Genomic DNA, 21,227 nt, shown 5'->3' with positions numbered 1-21,227 from the left:
AAAAAAGACACTCAAAGAGAATCTTAATTATAAAATAAAAAGACTTTACTCTTTTTAGCAACTGGCTGATATGGCTTTAAAAGCTTTAACCCCTATAGTTTTGCGTCATTAGGTTTCCCTAATTTTGCCATTTAATTTTCACTACTTTCTTACCCATTTTATACTATATTTAAACTTTTTGATACAATTTTTTTCACTAAATTTAAAAAAAATAACATTTATACTATTGTATTAATATAAATGTTATTTTCCATTATAATTTTATTATTTATATATTATTTTCTCACAGCTATCATTTTGTGTGTAGTTACATTTTGTAAGATACCTAAATTATAACAAATATTTATTCTTTATATCTTCCATAAAACTCATGTGTTGCGTATATAGTCTTATCTCCTGTTATGGCTATTCCAAATCCCATTATTTCATATCCTTTATGTAGCATATTGGTACCTTCTTCAGGATTTGTCTTCCACTCATTGAAAATAAAATTTCCTATATCATCTGCATCTCTATTTGTATAAACAGGTTTATCTGGAATTTTATATTTAATTATATTTTCACCTTGAACTGCAACATATCCAGGCTTAATCTCACTCCAATCTAAGTACTTTAGAAAAGTAGAGTATGAATTTTTTCCATTTATTGTGTGAGATAAAGTCTTCTTATTTGCCATTAAGTTAGACCAATCATTTGCTAATCCCTCTAATCTACTTGCTACAGATAACTCTTTTACTCCGTTTTCTTTTCTATATTGTCTTATATGAGCATATACTTTTCCCTTTATTCTGTCCTTAAATACTCTATCATTTGGATTATAATATAGTCCTTGTTGATTTGGAGAAGCTTGATTTATACACTGTTTGATTACATTCTGATTTATTCCTCCAAGTACTGTAAGTTTATCTGCTCCACTTAAAATACTCTTATTGCTACCATTTTCTACTAATACTACAGGAGCATTTTTTGCTATTGTAGAAGCAACTAATGCATCTGTTAATTGTAGACCCTTGCTTAAGTAAAACTCTTTACTGTTTTTATAAAACTCTTGTATAACTCTCTTATTGGTGTCAAATCTATCTGTTCCACCTAACCTAACAGAATTTGTACTTTTGACCAATTCATCACTTATTATTTCACTAGTACCAAGTACATAACTCTTTAATCCTGTAGTATCAAACCCTACACTATTTCCATCTGTAAGTATTATAGGTACTCCATCTCTTGCAGCTACTGGTGATGCACTTATCGCATCTGCTTCTCCTGTAATTCCATTAGCTATAATTACCTTATCAATAGGCTTGATTTCTTTGATTTTCTCAGCTATTTTTACGCTCGTATCAAATCTATTCTCACCAAATATTCTTTGTACAACCTTCTTTTTAGAAAGCAATTGATTTTCAATATTTTTACTTATTGTCGATTCTGAACCTATTATATACACAGTATTTGCTTTGTTCAGTCTTTCCATAGTAGTACTTGGAATTTGATTTTGTTTTGTCATTAAAATAGGCGCATTTAAAGCTCCAGCTAAACCACTTGCACTAAGACCATCTGCCAAGCTATTATCTGAATTAATTAGTATTGCTGTATTATAGCTTTGTTTATCTGCTATTTTTGCCGCTGTTTCATACCTGTCATTACCTTTTATTTGTTCAACGGATGTCAACGCATTTACTATAGGAGTATTTACCATTACTAAAGATAGTGTAAGTCCTATAGCTAATATCTTTTTACTATTCTTCATATTATTATTTACCCCCAATATATTTTTCGTATTTTTTATCAATAATTTTATCCATTCTCAATAAAAAGTTACAGTTTTGTTACCATATTTTATATATAATACCATAGTTATCCATATAACTCAAATACTATAATTAAAGTCTTTATTCTCCGTAAATTCAAAACATTATAACTTATTTTATTTAATTAAGTAATAAATTCAAAATAATATATGTTAATAAGATGTTTAATCATTATAAACAATATCCTTTATAATAATTTTTTTATAATATGAATTTTACAGTATTATAATCAAAAAATAAAAAAACAAGGTATCTCAAATTAAATCTAAATGAGATACCTTGTTGTTATTCTTTACTGTTATTCTTTTTATTTCATTATTTGTATATATTTTATATTGTAGACATCATATCTTATCTAAGCATCTTGTATAAATGTACATTATAGACATTCTATATTATCTAAACAAACTTATAATATCAATTTTTATATACTATTAGTTCTTATTTAAATAAGTTTATTTTTTCTGCTATTTTCTCAATAGCATTTTTAGCTATTCCTTCACCTATTTGTACTAACTTAGTAGCATTTTTAAGTCTTAACTCAACTACTTCTTCCTGTGACTTAGAAAGTTCTTCTGTAGTTAATACTATTGGTGCTTTTGAACTAGCTGCAAGTGGTGCTGCTGTAAGTGCATCAACTAATTGTCCATTTCCACCTACATAACCGTCTTTTGCAACATATGCTTTAGTTGCTCCTGCATAGTACTTGTTGATTACTTTAGCGTTAGTATCTTTTCTGTTTTCTCCAGCTAGTCTTTCAACTTTGTTGTTTAAATCTATTTCCACTAATTTATCTTCAACTTCTTTTGATACAGAATTCTCTCCACCAACGATTTCTAATTCTTTTCCTTTTAATAATTTTTCAGCACTTGCATCTAACTCGTTACCTGTAACTATTATTGGAGCTCCAAATTGAGCAGCTCTGGCAGATATACTCATAGCATCTGCTTCTCCATTTCCACCTACTACAAATGCAGTTTTAAATGTATCTTTTAATTGTTTTGCTATTTCTAAAGAAGTTTCAAATCTATCATCTCCAGAAACTCTCTCAACTTTACTTACACCCAATTTAGAAAGTTTTTCTTCAGTTTCTTTTGATATTTTAGATTCTCCACCTACTATATATATTTTCTTAGAAGATAAGTTACTTCCAAGTACTCTTAATATCTCAGCTTCTATTTCTGATGGTAATGAATCTTTTTTAGATAATAGTATTGGTGCATTTTTTTGAGATGCAAGTGGTGCTGATGCTAATCCATCAACTATAGCATCTTCTCCAACTAAAATTATTGAATCTGCTTCTCCATCTTTGAATCTTTCCTTACTAACTTCTACTGCTGTTGTAAATCTTGAATCTCCAGATAAAACTTCTACTTTTAATTCTTTTCCGTCTTTTACATCAGTTAGTACTTTGTGTAAATCTCTAACTAATTTATGGTTTTTACTTGATACACTTATTGTTTCTGGCTTTTCATTTGTCTTACTTAAAACCATATCAAAGCTTGACTTTTCTGGCTTATCTTTATCATCACTATCTTCTTGCTCTTGAGTAAGTATTGCTTCATTCTCAAATGTTAAAGTATATCCATTTTTAACTTTATTAACTATTTCTCTACCTAATGTAGTTAATCTAACTCCATCAAATAAATCTTCTGCTGATATGTCTTGTAAATCTGCATTTTTAACTGTTATTGTATGTAATTCTTTTGATTCTATATCGCTGTAACGCTTTTCATATCCTTCAAAAGTACCTTCTTCTGATATTACTGGTTTTGCAAAGTCTAAATGTTGGTCTCCTACATTTACTGTTATTGTATTTTTTGAATCTTTCGCTCTTTTTACTTCAACTGTGCTAGTAGACTTTATAGTTGCTGTTAACTTGCTATCAGAATCTTCTGCTAAAGTTGCATTGAAAGCATTAACTGCATCTACTATTTCTTGAGCTGTTTTGTAGTTTTCAATTTTATAGTCAACTACTTTTCCACCTATAGTTTGATGGCCTTTATCTTGTATAGTAACTTTTAAACTTTGTCCTTCTACTAATGAGTTTATCTTGTTTTGTAATTGAGTTGCATTAGTTAAGTTTACATTATCTACTTTTATATCATAAACTCTATCATTTACATTTGCTCCTGCTTTTGTCTCTTCAAACTTAATCTCTAATGCTTTTCTAACCTCTTCGATTAGTTTAGTAGAATCTTTTGCACTTACTGTGTAATTTTTATCAACATTTTCTGACACAGTGTTGTCTGCGAATATTGGTGCTGCTGCACTCATAACTGTAGCTCCTGCCATTACTATTGCCATACTTCTCTTTTTGTTACTTAACATATTTATGTCCTCCGAATATTGTATTTAATTTTTTATATTCGTATTTCCCACATATAGATAATATTATATATAATATTATTTATCAATACATTTTATAAGTTTACATAATTTACTAATGCATATATTAGAAATATAAGAATAAAAAGTTAGATTTTGAATATATAAAAAATTAAACACTAACAAGTCAAACCTTATTTTTTATAAACATATTAAACATTTTATATGGAGACAAAAAATAAAAAAGGATACCTCATTAATGATAAAAGAACCATTTTGAGATACCCTCTTACAAACAACTAAATCAATAATTTTCTATCTTTCACACTCTTGATTTGCAACTGTACAAGAAGTTTTACAAGCTGATTGACAAGAAGTTTGACACTCTCCACATCCACCTTTTGCAGCACTTTGCTTTAAAGTAGCTTGAGATAAAGTTTTTACATGTTTATTTTCCATTTTCAACGCCTCCATTTCTAATTGTTTCCTATTGATTATATCACAAAACCACTTTAATATAAACTCTATTTAAAATTGACACCTAATACTCCTCCAATACCTCCTGCTGCTGATATAAGCAATAACTTATAAATCATTCCTACTTCAAATATGAAGCTCTCTTGTGCTAAAAACACAGTCAAAAAAATACACACTATGTACAAAAGTCCAACTAAAAGTCCATACATAAGTCCCTTTTCTTGCATGTGTTTTGAAGTGTAAAAACCGCCTATAGCTGCAGAAATAGTAGTTATAAATGATGCAACCATAGTTATATTATCTCCACCGATATCTGTAAATGTCAAAAATAAGTTATACACTAATAAAACAGCCAAAGTTATTATATATGCATATCCCAAACCTTTAAAAATATAATTAGATTTTCCCATAAAAAAACCTCCTCTCAAATTAATATATATTCGAGAAAAGGCTTTTAAATTACTATTTTACTGTTCTTCTATTTCTTCTTTTCTAGATTGAACTGTCCCTATAGCCCATTTTTCAAATGGAACTTTAGTTCTGTTTGGTCCTAATTCTAATATTACAACATCATCTTCAACTTTAGCTACATTAGCTACTATTCCACCTATTGTAATGACTTTGTCTCCTACACCTAGGCTACTTCTCATTTCTTTCAATTGTTTGTCTTTTTTCTTTTGAGGTCTAATCATTAGGAAATAAAAGATTGCAATTACTACTACCCATAGACCTATACTCATCATTATTTGTTGCTGTGGCATTAATTTTTCACTCCTTTGTAAATTATACTCTTTTGCAAATCGTAATAAATGTTTATACAACAATTTACTTTCTTTAGCTTTGAGTACTATTGAATATTATATATTAAAATGATTATAATTAATAGTGCAAAACCTATATTTCATATCCATATTTTGCAAAAAATTCATTTCTAAAATCAAGTAATCTATCTTCCATTATTGCTTGTCTTATTTGTTTCATTAAATTTAGTAAAAAGTGAAGATTATGAGTAGTTATCAATCTTGCACCCAGTATTTCATTTGCTTTTACAAGATGTCTTATATAGGCTCTTGAATAATTTTTACAAGCATAACAATCACATTCAGGGTCAAGTGGAGTAAAGTCTTCAGCATAAGTTGCATTTCTAACTACTACTTTACCTTGACTAGTCATTGCAGTTCCATTTCTAGCTATACGAGTAGGTAAAACACAGTCAAACATATCTACTCCTCTTATAACACCTTCCACTAAATCATCTGGACTACCAACTCCCATTAAGTATCTTGGTTTGTCCTTTGGCATAAATGGAGTTGTGTGTTCTAGTACATCGTACATAAGTGGCTTTGGTTCTCCAACACTAAGTCCACCAATCGCATATCCAGGTAAATCAATGCTTGTTATTTCTTTCGCTGATTGCTCTCTTAAATCTTTATACATTCCACCTTGTATTATACCAAATAAAGCTTGCTTGTCTGTATTATTATGGGCATCTTTACATCTTTTTAACCATCTTGTTGTTCTTTCTAATGAATTCTTTACATACTCTCTATCTGCTGGGTATGGCGCACACTCATCAAATGCCATCATTATGTCTGAACCTAACGCATTTTGTATTTCCATAGCATTTTCTGGAGTTAAAAAATGTTTTGAACCGTCTAGGTGTGACCTAAATTCTACACCTTCTTCTTTTATCTTTCTCAAAGGCCCTAAGCTAAATACTTGAAATCCTCCACTATCTGTAAGTATTGGCTTATCCCAGTTCATAAACTCATGAAGTCCACCAGCTTTTTTTATAAGTTCATGTCCTGGTCTCATATATAGATGATAAGTGTTACTAAGTATTATTTGTGAGCCAATCTCTTTTAATTCTTCTGGTGTCATAGACTTTACTGTTGCTTGAGTCCCAACAGGCATAAATATTGGTGTTTCTATAATCCCATGTGGCGTGTGTAATCTTCCAAGCCTTGCACCACTTTGTTTACAAGTTTTTATCAGTTCGTATCTTACTGCGTACATAAATATCTCCTTAATAATTTTTATTTCTAGTTATTCATAACATATATTTTCACTAATCTAAATATCTAATATATTTTCTAAATAGATTTATCTTTATCCTCTTTACTTTGTTGTTCTTTGATTGCTTCTTCATCATGAATACTCGTTATATTAAGAGCACTCTTGTCTTTTGTTACTAAAAACTTTTTTATAGCAAATAGTCCTGCAATGGCTATAACTCCAATTAAAACATCTATCATTCCTTCATTTTTAGGAAGCAATAACATTTTTCTAGCTATAGCATATAGTAGTGCCTCAATAAATGCTCCTGGTATGTGAAGTGATAGCATTACTACAAGCTCAACACCTATCACCAAAAGTAATATTTGTGCTAAGAAATCATTAAGCTGACTGTATTGTACTGGGTTTTGAAAATCAACTATATATGCTCCCCACATAAGTCTTAATACATCTATTGTACCTAAAAATACTGCTATTAAAACTACTACTGCTAATACACGTTCAAATATAAAAGCAATCTTTAATATAGGGTTATTCTTTTTTTGTTTTTGTAAGCTATGCATCTATTCCCTCCCTACTTTATAATCATAGCATCTCCAAAACTGAAGAATCTATATCTTTCTTTTACTGCCTCATTATATGCATTTAAAACATTTTCTTTTCCACAGATAGCACTTACTAACATGATTAAGGTAGACTCTGGTAAATGAAAATTAGTTATAAGTCTATCCAAAACCTTAAATTTATAACTTGGATATATAAATATATCTGTCCATCCACTAGTTTCTTTCATCTTGCCATTTTCATCACAAGCTGATTCTATAGTCCTACAACTAGTAGTTCCAACACATACTACATTGTTCCCATCTTTTTTTGCTCTATTTATTTTGTCAGCTGCCTCTTGACTAACCATATAATATTCTGAATGCATCTTATGATTTAAAACATCATCTACTTTTACTGGCCTAAAAGTACCTAAACCAACGTGTAAAGTTATAAATGCTATATCTACACCTTTTTCTTTTATTTCATTTAATAATTCTTCTGTAAAGTGTAGACCTGCTGTAGGTGCCGCTGCTGAGCCATTATGTTTTGAGTAAACAGTTTGGTATCTTTCTTTTTCCTCTAATCTAGCAGTTATATATGGAGGAAGTGGCATATTTCCAAGCTCATCTAAAATCTCTTCGAAAATTCCATCATAATGAAACTTTATAATTCTTGAACCTTCATCTGATAAATCTACAACTTCTCCAATTAATTTCCCATTTCCAAAGGAAAACTTAGTTCCCACTTTTGCTCTTTTACCTGGCTTTACTAAAGCTTGCCAAGTATCTTCCTCTGTTCTTTTTAATAATAAAAATTCAATTTTTCCACCAGTCTCAAGTTTTTCCCCTATTAATCTAGCAGGTATAACTCTAGTATTATTTAAAACTAAACAATCTCCCGGATTTAAATATTCTATTATATCTCTAAATACTTTATGCTCAATTTCTCCTGTTTCTTTATCTAATACCATCAATCTTGAACTAGCTCTATCTTCTATAGGAACTTGAGCTATAAGTTCCTGTGGTAAATCAAATTTAAAATCACTTGTTTTCAATGTCAAACTTCCTCTCTTAAAATTTCTCTAGCTACAATAATATCAAAAAAACAACTTATTTTCTACAATATTACCATAATCTATCAATAAATCCCTATTTTTAACATACAGCATATCCACAATATATAGATATTTTTCCACGTTATACACGTCTTATCCACAATATATAGATACAGTACACACATTTTTCCTTGTATTTATCCACAGTATCTACAGATATAATTACCATTTTGTGAATATGTTTGAATTTTTGCCCATTTTAGAAATATTTTAATTTAATGATTATTTTTTTAATTGATACCTCTTTCTTCTATTCTTATCTATCGCTAGGATAAGGTATTTTTAGATGTTCATAGGCTAATGGCATGGCTACTCTACCTCTAGGCCCTCTATTTATAAACCCTAGTTGAAGTAAATACGGCTCATACACATCTTCTATTGTATTCCTATCTTCACCAATTGAAGCTGCTAACGTATCAAGACCTACAGGACCACCCCTAAATTTTTCTATTATAGTTATAAGAAGCTTTTCATCCACAAAATCAAGACCTAAATTATCAACTCCTAAAAGTTCAAGAGCATCCTTTGCAACTTCATCAGTTATCCTTCCATCAGCCCTAACCTGTGCAAAATCTCTAACTCTTTTTAGCAATCTATTTGCTATTCTTGGAGTTCCTCTTGAGCGTTTTGCAAGCTCTAAAGCTCCTTGAGATTGTATTTCTGCATCTAAAATATTTGATGACCTAAGCACTATTTTTGAAAGTTCATCAACTGTATAATAATCTAATTTACAAATAACACCAAATCTATCTCTAAGTGGATTTGTAAGCATACCAGCTCTTGTAGTAGCTCCAATAAGTGTAAACTTAGGAAGGTCAAGCCTTATACTTCTCGCAGATGGTCCTTTTCCTATTATTATATCTAAACAAAAATCTTCCATTGCTGGATACAATACTTCTTCAACACTCCTATTGATTCTATGTATCTCATCTATAAATAAAACATCATTTTCATTCAAATTTGTAAGTATAGCTGCTAAGTCTCCGGCTCTCTCTATTGCAGGTCCTGATGTAATCCTCAAATTTACTCCCATCTCATTAGCTATTATACTTGCTAGTGTAGTTTTTCCAAGCCCTGGTGGCCCATATAAAAGTACATGGTCTAACTGCTCATTTCTTGATTTTGCTGCCTCTATAAATATACTAAGTTGCTCTTTGGATTTTTCTTGACCCAAATAATCTTCTAGTGTTTTTGGTCTTAAACTATTTTCTATATCTATATCTTCCACCTTCATAGTAGAAGTTATTATCCTATTTTCATCTTCAAAATCTTGCATTTATACCCCTCCTTCCGTAATTTTGCAAATCTACTTTATTTTAAATATTATTTTACATTCACAAATTAAATGCTACTTCATAGATTTACTCATTATATATGTAAGTGCTTTTTTTATAATGTCTTCTGTATTCATACCATCTTTTTTACATTTTTGAACTGCCTCTTTTGATTCTGCTAAGGTATACCCCAAAGCTACAAGTGCATCTATAGATTCATCTTGAGATATGAAAGTAGGTTTTTGTGATAATAATGTTGGTTCAAATTCTATATTATTTTTATCTACTTTATCTTTAAGTTCTAAAACGATTCTCTCTGCTGTCTTTTTACCAACGCCTGGAGCTTTAGATAGTTTCCCAACATCTTCGCTTAAAATATAAGCTCCTAGTTGCGCTGGTGATGCAAATGATAGTATTGAAAGCCCCACCTTAGGTCCTATTTTTGATACAGATGTAAGCAATTCAAACATCTTTAATTCTTCCCTGCTTGCAAAACCGCAAAGACTCATATCATCTTCTCTTACTATTAGTTTAGTATATATTTTTGCAGTATTCCCTATTTGCAAATTCATTATTGTATTGGATGACACATTTATCTTATATCCTATATCATTGTTTTCAACAACTATACTGTCTATATAAATTTCTTCTACTGTACCTTTTATATAACTATACATACTTCCCACCTATATTCTTTAAAGTTTTTTCAAGTTTATTTGAATGAGCATGGCAAATAGCCACAGCTAGAGCATCTGCAACATCATCTGGCTTTGGAACTTTTTTTAAACTTAAAAATGAGGTTACCATCTGTTGAACTTGTGCTTTGTCTGCTCTACCATATCCAACTACACCTTGTTTTACTTGAAGCGGAGTGTATTCATATATTGGTTTACCATTATGTGCACAAGCAAGCATAGTAACTCCTCTAGCCTGTGCTACTGTTATAGCAGTCTTTACATTCTTGTTAAAGAATAGTTCCTCCATTCCAACTTCATCTATATTGTAATTCTTTACTATTGTATCAATTCCTTTATATACAAGTTCTAACCTCTTAGAGATATTCATATGCGCAGGTGTTGTCACTGCTCCATAATCTATTACTTTAAATTTACTATTTTTATATTCAATTATACCATATCCAACTATGGCTATACCTGGGTCAATCCCCAATATCATCATTTTAAAAAATTCCTCCTAAAAATAAAAGAAATACCAAAATGTATTTCTCATAAAAACTTATGTTCTAAATTATTATACCCTGAACCTCCCACGACTAAAATCGCAGAGTTCGATTACGTTCAAAATAACCTAAGCTACTTTGATACGTACAGGCGTGTCCAGTTCGCCCCTACTGTATAGTCCATCTAAGGACACAACATTACTTTTTCTCAAAATATTTAATGCACCATTAACATCAGCATTTAAAATCATTCCTTTTTTAGTTTGATACAATCCTCTTTTAATTCTTTTTCCAGAGAAATCATACTCCTTTGGATTATCGTCATTATAAGCTGGCATAATATCTTTATCAAAAAAGCTAGCTTTGGAAGTATAACTTTCTTCTTGTTTTAAAAAAGTAATTCCATATAGTTTACATAGATATTCTAATTTATCACGTAATTTACCAAAAGGAATATGTACAAATGTTTGATTATTAACTTTCCCGATATTACTTCTGTATTGAAAAGTTTCATTATACCCACAAACTAAAATACCAATATCATTTTTTAAACAATAATTAATAATAATACGAGCTGTTTTAGCCATATAATCATTTACTTTATTGTTTCGATTGCGAGTATTCGATTTTTGTCGATTGGTATTTCGTTTTACATACCCCTGTAAATCTTTAATACTTTGAAGTCGTGCATTTTGTTTATTATACCATTGATTTATTGATTTTAAACGCTTTCCATCAACAATAAAACTTTCACCAGTAGAAGTAATACAAGTTGCTAAATTATTAATTCCAAAATCAATTGCTAGTACTTTGTTTTTATTTAATTTTCTTTGTTCTTCTTTCACTTCGTAAGTGTATTGAATTTCAAAGAACCTAGCTTTTGCTTTTGGTATAATACGAATTTCCTTAATTTTCTTATCTTTAAGAATTGGCGGAATCGTTATTATAACTTTTTTATGTTCTTTTCCAAATTGACGTGAATATGGAATTATTAATTGATTATTATTTAATCGAACAAAACCAATGACAAGTGTAGTAAATCCATCTTTTGGAAGATAATGTGGTAATTTTATATCTTTGAAAGAATATTTACCTTTTTTCACTAATTTAAGTAGTCCAAAAAAAGACTTAAATGAACCATCTACTTCCTTCAAAATTTGTTGAGCCATATTGGAATTTAAATTTTTGTAATTAGGACTATCTTTCAGAAGAACATAATTCTTTTCATAATTTAGATATTCGCCTTCTTGGAAGTAATATTGCCTAATATTATAGATTGCTTCATTAGCTAAATTTTTAGCTATACGAGAAAGCTCTTTAATATTCTTATAATCTTCCTTTGAAAGATGTTTTACCTGCTGTTTTACAGTTAAATACATGATATATATCACTTCGCTTTCTAAGATGATTATAACATATCTTTACTGTAAAGCCAATGTTTTGGTAAAAAACAATGACAGTAGAGAAAATTTAACCTGTAGCTAAATTCTACATTAATCGTATTAGAGGTTGTCGTTCACATAAGCTTTAGGGGTTTCCAGCAATTCAAGTGGTATATTGGATAGATTGTTTACTATCTCTACGTACAAACTTCTCTATATGCTTACTATTTCCCTAATTCATCTCATGACTAAAGTCACGAGTATTCTTAGAGATTTAATAAAATCAAATAAAAAAGTTATATCAAAGCGAACTTCTCACTCCAATATAACTTTTATATTTAGTACAAATAAATTATTGTATTTTAATAGGCATTAAATATGTTTTGAATCTTAATATCAATTTGAAATATTAACTTGCAAAATCTTCTAATCTTGAATAGGCCTCTTCCTCTGTATCCATAACTACACCTTTTTTAAGTTCATCTTGAACAGTCTTAGGAAGTGAATCTACTCTTATTTTAGTTTTTTCTACTAATGTTTTATTTCCACTATCATCATATTTATACAATGCTATATTTCCATTATCATTTTCAATTGTATATTTACCTTTTATAGTAGTGTTCATTGCTTGTACATCTTTATTATCACTGTTTTTAGATTCTACTAATATGATTTCATTTTTATCCATACTCTTTATTGTTTTAGTTGGATATTCTTGCTTAAAATATGATACTATTTCTGATTTTGTCTTATCTAATAATGACTCTGGAACTACTCCAGCCATTGTAAGTACTCTCTTATAGTTAGTTTCATTCTCACCTTCGCTTTGAAGCCAAACTTCACAGTTTTTATTTAATCCAAAAGCTTCTTTTGATTCTTCATTCATATTCGCACTAGCACTTACAACTTTACCAGTTTGAACTCCATTATTTTTTAACTTTGTTCCTATATAAACTCCACTACTTAATACAAATACTCCTACTAGTACTAATGCAGATATTTTCCAAGGAAATAATTCTTTTTTCTTCTTTTCAAACATTGATTACGCCTCCTTTTTCTATTATTTTCTCCAAGCTGTAAGTTTTTATACAATTTAGGTAAATTTTAGAAGAAAATATATCTGTATTTCAAATTAATCTAAAAATAGATATCTTCTAAAAGGAAGTTTTCTCTTAAATGTTATATTCTTGCAATTATATGGACATAATTTATAATAAATAATAGTTTAGGAGGTAATAACTTTGGAAAGAATCAATTGTAATGTAACTAACTGCTCACATAATAACAGCCATATATGTTATGCAGATAAAATTTTTATAAATGGTGAACAAGCTCATAATGATAGACATACTTGCTGTAGTTCGTTTTTAGATGAATCTATTTATAGTAATCTATCTAATAATGTTAACAATAGAAATTGTGAAGAATTAGTTTGTAGTGTCAAGACTTGTAAGTATAATAAAGATGGTAGCTTATGTAATCTTGATAATATAGTAGTAGCTCCTGAAACTGATAGAGTAAATCTTTACACTGAAACATGTTGTTCTAGTTTTAAATGTAAATAAACAAAATATAAATAATATAGGGTGTCAAAGGTAATCAAAACAATATACTGTAGAGTATCTACAGATATTGATTTGATTATACTTGACACCCTTATTTATTTTAAATAAAATCTCATTATTATAGTTTTGCATATAATATTATAATTGCAATTAAATTTGATAAATTTCTATAAATTGGTATAATCAATATGTAAATTAAATTTAAAGTAATATAGTTAATTGTGAAAGAAAATACCAGATATATAGTATTATATAATGTTATATTAACTAGAAATGAGGTGCTTATGAGTACATTTTATATCCAATTTCTTTATTTTGTAATTTATAGTTTTATAGGGTGGTGTTGTGAGACTACATATTGTTCTGTTTTACAAAAACAATTTGTAAATAGAGGTTTTTTAAATGGGCCATTTTGTCCTATATATGGATTTGGAGCACTAGCAATAGTAGCTACATTAACTCCTTTTGTTCATAATATTCCCTTATTATTTGTGTTTAGTATAATTATCACCAGCATAATGGAGTATTTTACAAGTTTTGTATTAGAAAAAATATTTAATATGAAGTGGTGGGATTATTCCAATCACAAGTTCAACATTCATGGAAGAGTGTGCCTAGAAAATTCACTTATGTTTGGTGTGTTGTCATTAATTGTAATGCTGATAATACATCCTATTGTAGTTGATTTCATAGATTATATTCCTAAAAATATACTATTTATTCTTGGTATATCCATAGAAATTTATTTTGTTTTAGATTTAATAATTACAGTACACACAATTTTACAATTAAATGGTAAATTAAAACAAATCAATCTTATAATTAAGGAATTAAAAGATAAAAAGGAATACTACAAAATTATTACACAAGAAACTATTGAGAATAAACTTGAGACTTTGGTTGAAAATAGACTTGAGACTTTAGAGGATAGATTTGAAATATTAAAAGAAAGAGAAAATTATCGTTATGCTAAAAATAGAATTGAAGAACTTAAAAACAAGCTTAATACTCTACTATCTAGCCACAAATTACTTCATAGACGTATTATTAAGGCGTTCCCTAATATAAGCTCTAATAAGCATAAAGATATTTTAAATAAAATCAAAGAAGATATTAAATCAATCAAAAAAAATAAATAATCTAAATTATATGCCATATTATAATATAAATATTTATAAATACAAATAAGGTTTAGAATATTATTGATAATATTCTAAACCTTATTTAATATATTCTAAAACTTACTATTGACTTATCCTTATTTTTAAATCAAATCTTCTAGCCCATTAATACTTCAACAGCTTCTCTAAGTGTACTAACTTCTCCAACATTGCCAGGGAAAATTATATATGGCATATTAGGAAATTTACTTTCTTCTCCTGTCATCCATACTGGTATACCAGGTTTTATTTGACCCATTACAGTAGCCTTTTTTACTTTTAGCGCCTTAGTTCCAACATCACTAGATGTAATTCCACCTTTTGCTATAATAAAATTTGGTCTTACATTAAGCATACCAACTATACTAGTTACAGCATCTGAAATTTCTACAGAAACCATAAGTTGTTTATCTTTATCATTCGTATCTAAATCAAAACGCTCACGTCTAGTATACACAGCAACAGTCTTTCCATTAGTTATTTTCTCTTCTACAACTTGTATAACTCTTTTTACTTCATTTTTTAATCCATCTTCTCTCAAAACTAAATGTTGATTAAACTCTATAAATTCTATAGGATGTTTACAATTTTTAAGTTCTTCTAGTTGTTGAGTAGTTTTATTTACATGTGAACCAACAAGTATAATACCTCCATTAGTATTATCTTTTGATACTAATTCCTCTTTAGTAAGTAATTCCTTATCACTTACACCTCCAAGTATCTTTGTTATAGCAGCAGCGCTTCTAAATATAAATTCTTTGCCACTGTTTACTGCACGTATAAACGCAATTGTAAATACCTTTACATCTACATAATCTATTGCATTTACAATGATTTTGTTGAAATTCTTTGCCATTTTAAGCTTTTCTGCTATCCTATCAATATTTAAACTTCTAAGTTCCTCTAATGAAATGTATATCATATCACTAGATTTATATTCTCCATTTGTTTTTTCTTCACACCATTCTCCTATATCAGAAGATTTATATCCAAAAGATTTATCTTTTGCAAATTCAGTCATTCCCGCTGGTACAAGCATTTCTCCTTCTTTTACATAATGCACATTGTCTATCGTAAATCTTCCACCTTCTTTGAAAAATGGCATTATTATTTCACCATCAAATATTTTCCCTGATAATTTTTCTACCTCATTTTTCAACAGATTAGTTTCAAGAGGATAATGCCCCCTCATTGTTGAATCACTTCGGCTTATAATAATAAAATCCTTATTAACTTTTTGAGAAATATCCACAATATTTTTTGAAATTTTCTTATGCACTTCTGTTGTTTGAGAAACTGTAAATCCCCTTGAGTTCGTAAGTATAAAAAACATACTATTTTCTTCATCAAAACCTTGTTCTATGCTATTCTTATCCCAATCAGTATATACAGAAACATCATGAACTGTTTGTACTCCAGTTGGGTCATCATCTAATACAATAATTTTTCTATTTAAATTTTTAAGTTCATTTACAAGTAATTTATTTAATTTTTCTTCATCTACGTTCTTAAAAGTATCAAGTATATCTATGTTAATTGAATTGACTTCTCTCACTAAAAATCCCCCTTTATGCAATTTATTACAGTATGCATATGTTTAATATTTATATTTTTTATAATCCTGGAAGTGGTATAATACCATTTATAACACTAAGTAACAAAACCATTGCAAATGCTGTAATGCCAGCTATTGTACCTCCTATTGTCCATGAATTTAAAGTATCTTTAACTGACAATCCACTAAATCTTGAAAGTACCCAGAATCCAGAATCATTTGGAAGAGAAAAACCAACGCCACCAGCACATATAGCAAGCCCTACTAAAACTGGTGACATCCCAGTTGCTAAAATTGTTGGTCCTAAAATTGATGATGTAGTCACTAGTGCTACAGTAGCAGAACCCTGAGAAATTCTAAGTAATGCACTTAATAAGAATCCAAGTACTACAACTGATATACTAAGTCCAGACATAGTGTCAACTAAGAAGTTTCCTATTCCACTAGCATTTATAACACTACCAAATGCTCCCCCTGAACCTGTTATTAATAGTATCAATCCTGCTGAATCGGCAGCTTCAATAACAACATCTCCCATAGGTTTACTTATGTACTTCTTTAAAAATACTATTGCTACCAATATTCCAAGTAATATTGCTATATTCTTATCGCCTATAAAAGCAAGTATTCCACTCACTTTAGAACCTTTTTCTAAAAACATACTAAATACATTTGATACAAGTATAAGAAGTATTGGGAATAATAAAGAAAACATAGAAACTCCAAAACCAGGTACTTTATTAGAGTTATCATCTTTAAGTTCAATACTCTCTTTTTCTTGTTCTAAATTTTTTTCTCTATTGTTTTCATCAATTGCATAAGCTGGATATTTTTCAAAACGTTTTCCATAAATCCATCCTCCTGCAAGAGCTGCTGGAAATGCAACAATTATAGAATAAAGTATAAAACTACCTACATTTGCATTTACATTTGCTGCAACAGCTAAAGGCCCTGGTGTTGGTATTACAAGTGCATGACCTACTATTGTACCAACGCCTAATGCACATACAAAAACCATAAGAGACTTCTTAGTTACTCTCGAAACATATTTAACTATAGGCATCATTATAACAAATGCAGCATCCATAAATACTGGAATTGAAATTAAAAATCCTGCTGTAGTTATAGCTAATGCACTATTTTTTTCTCCAGTTCTAGCCAACAATCCCTTTGCAATAGATTCTGTTGCTCTTGATTCTGAAAGTATATTTCCAAATATTATTCCAAGTCCAATTACAATACCAATACTACCTAATGTATTTCCAAATCCAGTTGATATTGTAGTTGAAATTTCATTTATAGGCATTTTAACCATAAATCCTGTAATTATTGATGTTATAAGTAATGCCAAAAATGGGTTTACTTTAAACTTGATAATTGACACAAGCAAAATTCCTATAGATATAATAAATGCTATCAAAAGTCCATATCCTGTAATCATAATCTTTTCCCCTTTATAATTTACTTTATTATCTCTTGACCTTATTTTTTCTTTTATTATGATATTGTAACTCTATCATCTCTGTATAATATAATCTAAATCTAATTTTAATAATACATATCTACTATATCATCAATATCTTTGCCCTTAGTTATTGTGTTTTTTTATTTCAACACCTGCTAATTTTTCAAAATATTGAGCTATTCCACCATGGTCATCTTCTAAGTGTCCATGTACTTTTAATGTTTGCATAATTTCTAATAGCTGACTTGTCATAGGTAGTGGCACATCCAAATTATGTGCTGTCTGCATTACATTTTTTATATCTTTTAGATTGATAGATATTTTCCCACCTGGTTTAAAATCACGATTCATAATCATTGGTATTTTTGCATCCAATATTGTACTGCCAGCTAAACCTCCCCTTATCGCTTTGTACACTTTTTCTGGGTCTGCTCCTGCTTTGGCTGCAAGTACAAATGCTTCAGATACTGCTGCTATTGTAAGATTAACTATTACTTGATTTGTAAGTTTTGTAACACTTCCACTACCATTATCTCCAATTAAGATAGCTGAGCTTCCCATTATATTAAAGAATGGCTCTACTTTTTTATATACCTCTTCTTTACCACCAGCCATAAAAGCAAGTGTTCCATCAATTGCTTTTGGTTCACCCCCACTTACTGGCGAATCTATAAATTCTAAGTTCATTTGCTTTAATTTTTCTGCACATAACATAGATTCTGTAGGTGTAACTGAACTCATATCTACAATTATACTTCCCTCTTTTAAAGTATTTGTTAAACCATTAACTCCAAATAATATATCTTGAACAATAGCTCCATTTGGAAGTATTGTAAATACAATCTCACACTCTTCACCTATTTCTGAAAGACTTGCATATTTTGCACCATACGATACAAGCTCATCTACAGCACATTTATTAATGTCATATACTAAAAGATTACATCCATCTTTTAGTAAGTTTTTGGCCATTGGTTTTCCCATTATTCCTAATCCGATAAATCCTAATTTCATTATATACCCCTCCATATTTTCATATTTTTGAAAACGTTTTTTATGATTTAAAGTATACTACACACCAGTATACCGGTCAATATAAAATATAAAAGTATTTATTTTAACAATAAAACACGATTTTTAGATTTATACAATAGATTTTATCTATAATCATTATATTTAACGCATACTATTTATATTAAATAAACCACACTATTTTTATATTATATTTAATCATACTTTATATTAATTATTTTTCTTTATATCAACTATTTTTATCAATAATTAAGTATCATTCAACTAAACCTTTATTTATATCGCCATATCATCCAATATATAATTTAAATTTCAAAGGATTGACCTTAATTTTACTATGTTGTATTCTTAACATTATATAAGTTTTTGTATTTTTACATTGTTTAGGAGGGGTAAAATATGGCTACATTTAAAAGATTACAAGAACAAGCATATGACTATTTAAAAGAATTAATACTATCTGGTGAAATAATAGAAAATGAAATATATTCTGAAACAAAGCTTGCAAGTGAAATAGGAATCTCAAGAACTCCTATAAGAGATGCTCTTCAAAGACTCAGTCAAGATGGTTTTATAGATATCATTCCAAGTAAGGGTTTTAAAATTCATCAAATCACAGCCAATGAAATTGTAGAGATATTTCAAATACGTTCTGCAATAGAAGGATTTTGTACTTTTTTGATTACAAGCCAATACAAAGAGCCTAGAGCAATTCAAACTATAGATAAATTAAAGTATCTTTTAGATAAACAAAAAGAGATTGTATCAAGTGATAAGAATTTAAACACATTTGCAGAATATGATACTTTATTTCACACAACAATCGTCTCATATGCTCAAAATACTGAATTTGATAAGATGTTCAACAGCTATATGTACAGAATAAAAAAATTAGCTCTTGATTCATTATCACATGAGGGAAGACTAGAAACAACATTAAAAGAGCATACAGATATTTTTAATAATATATCTAATGGATGTACTGAAGATATTTACAAAACAACACTTATTCATATGGAGACTCCTAAATACATCAATTTAGAAGATTTTTGTAATAATAAATTATTTTAATAATCTATTTACATTTACTAAAATGTTATTTATCTCAAATCAATTTCTTATTTATAAAAAATACTCTATAATTATAATGTAACTACTATTATTTTAAGGAGTGATTTTTTTGAACAAAGATACTGTAACTAATGAAACTATTGACAAAGATTATGCTATTGAAGAAGTTCGTATGGCTTGTAAACATTTTGGTGATTTATATTTTTATTTTACCAAAGTATTAGTTGAGGAATTTGGAAATGAAAAAACTGCTGAAATATTAAAAAAAGTTTTGTTTGAAAGATCAGAAGAAAGAGCTATTTCTATGAGAGAAAGAGCCAATGAAAATGGAGATGAATTGATTGCTGACAATATTGCTAGTATAACTGATGTTCCATTTTTAGGTTGGGTTCCTGAATTTGAAGAGTTACACTGTCCTTATGGAGCTTCCTGGCTTTCACGCTTTGAAGAAAATCCTTGGTTTAAGCAGTTTGCATCCCTTTATTGTGATGTTACTGATACCACTGTTGCTGAGGTATTTACAGGAGATACATCACATAAAATAACAAAAAATATTCTATGGGGTGATAAAGTTTGTGAGAGAATATATTTTCATGATGATAATATATCTCAAGGTAAATATACTTACGGAACTAGAAACTGCAAGTAAATAATTTAATTTTTCTATATTTTTATACTATATTTTGTACTTTTTCATATAAATATTATAACTAGTCTTTTATTTTACTTTTGTTTAACTTAAAGATAATTTACTTTTAACTTCTATGAATTAACATATAAGTAATAAAAAATTTATCTTTATAAAATTATAGCCTTTAGGTCTATAATTTACATAATATTTATACTCTTTATAAAATTTTTTAGAAGCTTCTATTGTTATACTATAAAACTATCTTGAGAAAGGCTGATTAAATGTTTAATAAAATATATGAAAAAAAAGAATTTATAGTTTTTCAAGTTAAAAAAGGTTATGTAGTTTATAATACTAGAAAGAATTTTGAAGAAGGTCATACACACTTAAAACATTTTGAGGCAGCAAAGACAGCTATTGACTTAGCTATAAACAAAAAAATTCCTCGAAGTAAAGACGGATATTATCTAACTAGTTTAATTCGCATAAGTGACGATTGTTATTACATCGATAAGTTAAGTGAGTTATTATATGTCAGAGAACAAAAAGGTAAAAAAGAAAAATACTGCAATTCTAGCTATCAGATATAACAAGATTAGTTGTCAAATATAAATATTTTTAAG

At 28.8% G+C, this 21,227-nt stretch carries 20 protein-coding genes, 1 pseudogene and 1 riboswitch; of the genes and pseudogenes, 5 read left to right on the top strand and 16 right to left on the bottom strand.

All coding sequences use genetic code 11. From position 1 onward, the window contains the following. Positions 1-53 precede the first annotated feature (53 nt). A riboswitch (cyclic di-GMP riboswitch) is annotated at positions 54-139 on the bottom strand. A gap of 204 nt (positions 140-343) precedes the next feature. The 13 genes from IC174_RS02725 to IC174_RS02665 form a co-directional block, all read right to left on the bottom strand. Then, positions 344-1,747, bottom strand: a complete 1,404-nt coding sequence (locus tag IC174_RS02725; RefSeq protein WP_227482103.1) for a cell wall-binding protein Cwp9 — start codon at positions 1,745-1,747, stop codon at positions 344-346. 502 nt (positions 1,748-2,249) lie between these two features. Next, positions 2,250-4,139, bottom strand: coding sequence for a cell wall-binding protein Cwp8 (locus IC174_RS02720; protein ID WP_227482102.1), 1,890 nt, complete (start codon positions 4,137-4,139; stop codon positions 2,250-2,252). Positions 4,140-4,451: 312 nt separating this feature from the next. Beyond that, positions 4,452-4,595 (bottom strand): six-cysteine ranthipeptide SCIFF, encoded by a 144-nt coding sequence (gene scfA, locus IC174_RS02715; protein WP_009891067.1) that lies wholly within the window; start codon positions 4,593-4,595, stop codon positions 4,452-4,454. Between the two features lie 65 nt (positions 4,596-4,660). Then, entirely contained in the window at positions 4,661-5,023 is a 363-nt protein-coding gene (locus IC174_RS02710; protein WP_227434434.1) for a TIGR04086 family membrane protein, read from the bottom strand. 57 nt (positions 5,024-5,080) lie between these two features. Beyond that, positions 5,081-5,374, bottom strand: a complete 294-nt coding sequence (yajC, locus tag IC174_RS02705) for a preprotein translocase subunit YajC (protein ID WP_227434433.1) — start codon at positions 5,372-5,374, stop codon at positions 5,081-5,083. A gap of 133 nt (positions 5,375-5,507) precedes the next feature. Beyond that, positions 5,508-6,629: a tRNA guanosine(34) transglycosylase Tgt gene (tgt, locus tag IC174_RS02700; RefSeq protein WP_227482101.1), complete on the bottom strand. Its 1,122-nt coding sequence runs from the start codon at positions 6,627-6,629 to the stop codon at positions 5,508-5,510. 77 nt (positions 6,630-6,706) lie between these two features. Then, complete coding sequence (locus IC174_RS02695) at positions 6,707-7,192, bottom strand: phosphate-starvation-inducible PsiE family protein (protein ID WP_227482100.1); 486 nt, start codon at positions 7,190-7,192, stop codon at positions 6,707-6,709. Positions 7,193-7,203: 11 nt separating this feature from the next. Further along, a complete protein-coding gene (gene queA, locus IC174_RS02690; RefSeq protein ID WP_227434430.1) occupies positions 7,204-8,229 on the bottom strand; it encodes a tRNA preQ1(34) S-adenosylmethionine ribosyltransferase-isomerase QueA in 1,026 nt (341 codons plus the stop codon). 316 nt (positions 8,230-8,545) lie between these two features. Next, positions 8,546-9,565: a Holliday junction branch migration DNA helicase RuvB gene (ruvB, locus tag IC174_RS02685; protein ID WP_227434429.1), complete on the bottom strand. Its 1,020-nt coding sequence runs from the start codon at positions 9,563-9,565 to the stop codon at positions 8,546-8,548. A 72-nt stretch (positions 9,566-9,637) separates the two neighbouring features. Further along, a complete protein-coding gene (ruvA, locus tag IC174_RS02680; protein WP_227434428.1) occupies positions 9,638-10,240 on the bottom strand; it encodes a Holliday junction branch migration protein RuvA in 603 nt (200 codons plus the stop codon). Beyond that, positions 10,233-10,742, bottom strand: a complete 510-nt coding sequence (gene ruvC, locus IC174_RS02675; RefSeq protein ID WP_227434427.1) for a crossover junction endodeoxyribonuclease RuvC — start codon at positions 10,740-10,742, stop codon at positions 10,233-10,235. The genes ruvA and ruvC overlap by 8 nt, the downstream gene beginning before the upstream one ends. 129 nt (positions 10,743-10,871) lie before the next feature. Further along, positions 10,872-12,122, bottom strand: a complete 1,251-nt coding sequence (locus IC174_RS02670; protein WP_227482099.1) for a transposase — start codon at positions 12,120-12,122, stop codon at positions 10,872-10,874. Between the two features lie 412 nt (positions 12,123-12,534). Further along, a complete protein-coding gene (locus IC174_RS02665) occupies positions 12,535-13,164 on the bottom strand; it encodes a BofC C-terminal domain-containing protein (protein WP_227434425.1) in 630 nt (209 codons plus the stop codon). Positions 13,165-13,366: 202 nt separating this feature from the next. On the opposite strand from IC174_RS02665, the gene IC174_RS02660 reads away from it, so the two are divergent. Beyond that, positions 13,367-13,690, top strand: coding sequence for a DUF1540 domain-containing protein (locus IC174_RS02660; RefSeq protein WP_227434424.1), 324 nt, complete (start codon positions 13,367-13,369; stop codon positions 13,688-13,690). A 284-nt stretch (positions 13,691-13,974) separates the two neighbouring features. Next, a complete protein-coding gene (locus IC174_RS02655) occupies positions 13,975-14,829 on the top strand; it encodes a putative ABC transporter permease (RefSeq protein WP_227482098.1) in 855 nt (284 codons plus the stop codon). Positions 14,830-14,968: 139 nt separating this feature from the next. Here IC174_RS02655 and IC174_RS02650 read toward each other — a convergent pair whose 3' ends face one another. From IC174_RS02650 to garR, 3 genes and pseudogenes are all read right to left on the bottom strand, one after another. Next, positions 14,969-16,405, bottom strand: a complete 1,437-nt coding sequence (locus tag IC174_RS02650; protein WP_227482097.1) for a four-carbon acid sugar kinase family protein — start codon at positions 16,403-16,405, stop codon at positions 14,969-14,971. Positions 16,406-16,463: 58 nt separating this feature from the next. Then, on the bottom strand, positions 16,464-17,846 hold the full coding sequence (locus IC174_RS02645) for a gluconate:H+ symporter (RefSeq protein WP_227482096.1): 1,383 nt from the start codon (positions 17,844-17,846) through the stop codon (positions 16,464-16,466). A 147-nt stretch (positions 17,847-17,993) separates the two neighbouring features. After that, a pseudogene (garR, locus tag IC174_RS02640) lies at positions 17,994-18,902 on the bottom strand (2-hydroxy-3-oxopropionate reductase); the annotation flags it as partial. Positions 18,903-19,301: 399 nt separating this feature from the next. On the opposite strand from garR, the gene IC174_RS02635 reads away from it, so the two are divergent. The 3 genes from IC174_RS02635 to IC174_RS02625 all read left to right on the top strand — a co-directional run bounded on the left by IC174_RS02635 (position 19,302) and on the right by IC174_RS02625 (position 21,194). After that, positions 19,302-19,973: a GntR family transcriptional regulator gene (locus tag IC174_RS02635; protein ID WP_227434419.1), complete on the top strand. Its 672-nt coding sequence runs from the start codon at positions 19,302-19,304 to the stop codon at positions 19,971-19,973. Between the two features lie 100 nt (positions 19,974-20,073). Further along, a complete protein-coding gene (locus IC174_RS02630; RefSeq protein WP_227434418.1) occupies positions 20,074-20,622 on the top strand; it encodes an L-2-amino-thiazoline-4-carboxylic acid hydrolase in 549 nt (182 codons plus the stop codon). Between the two features lie 263 nt (positions 20,623-20,885). Further along, complete coding sequence (locus tag IC174_RS02625) at positions 20,886-21,194, top strand: hypothetical protein (RefSeq protein ID WP_227434417.1); 309 nt, start codon at positions 20,886-20,888, stop codon at positions 21,192-21,194. Positions 21,195-21,227 lie beyond the last annotated feature (33 nt).

This window comes from Clostridioides sp. ES-S-0001-03, assembly GCF_020676075.1.
Classification (GTDB): Bacteria; Bacillota; Clostridia; order Peptostreptococcales; family Peptostreptococcaceae; genus Clostridioides.
Note: the sequence above shows the minus strand (reverse complement) of the source record. Positions and strands in the feature narration are given on the sequence as shown.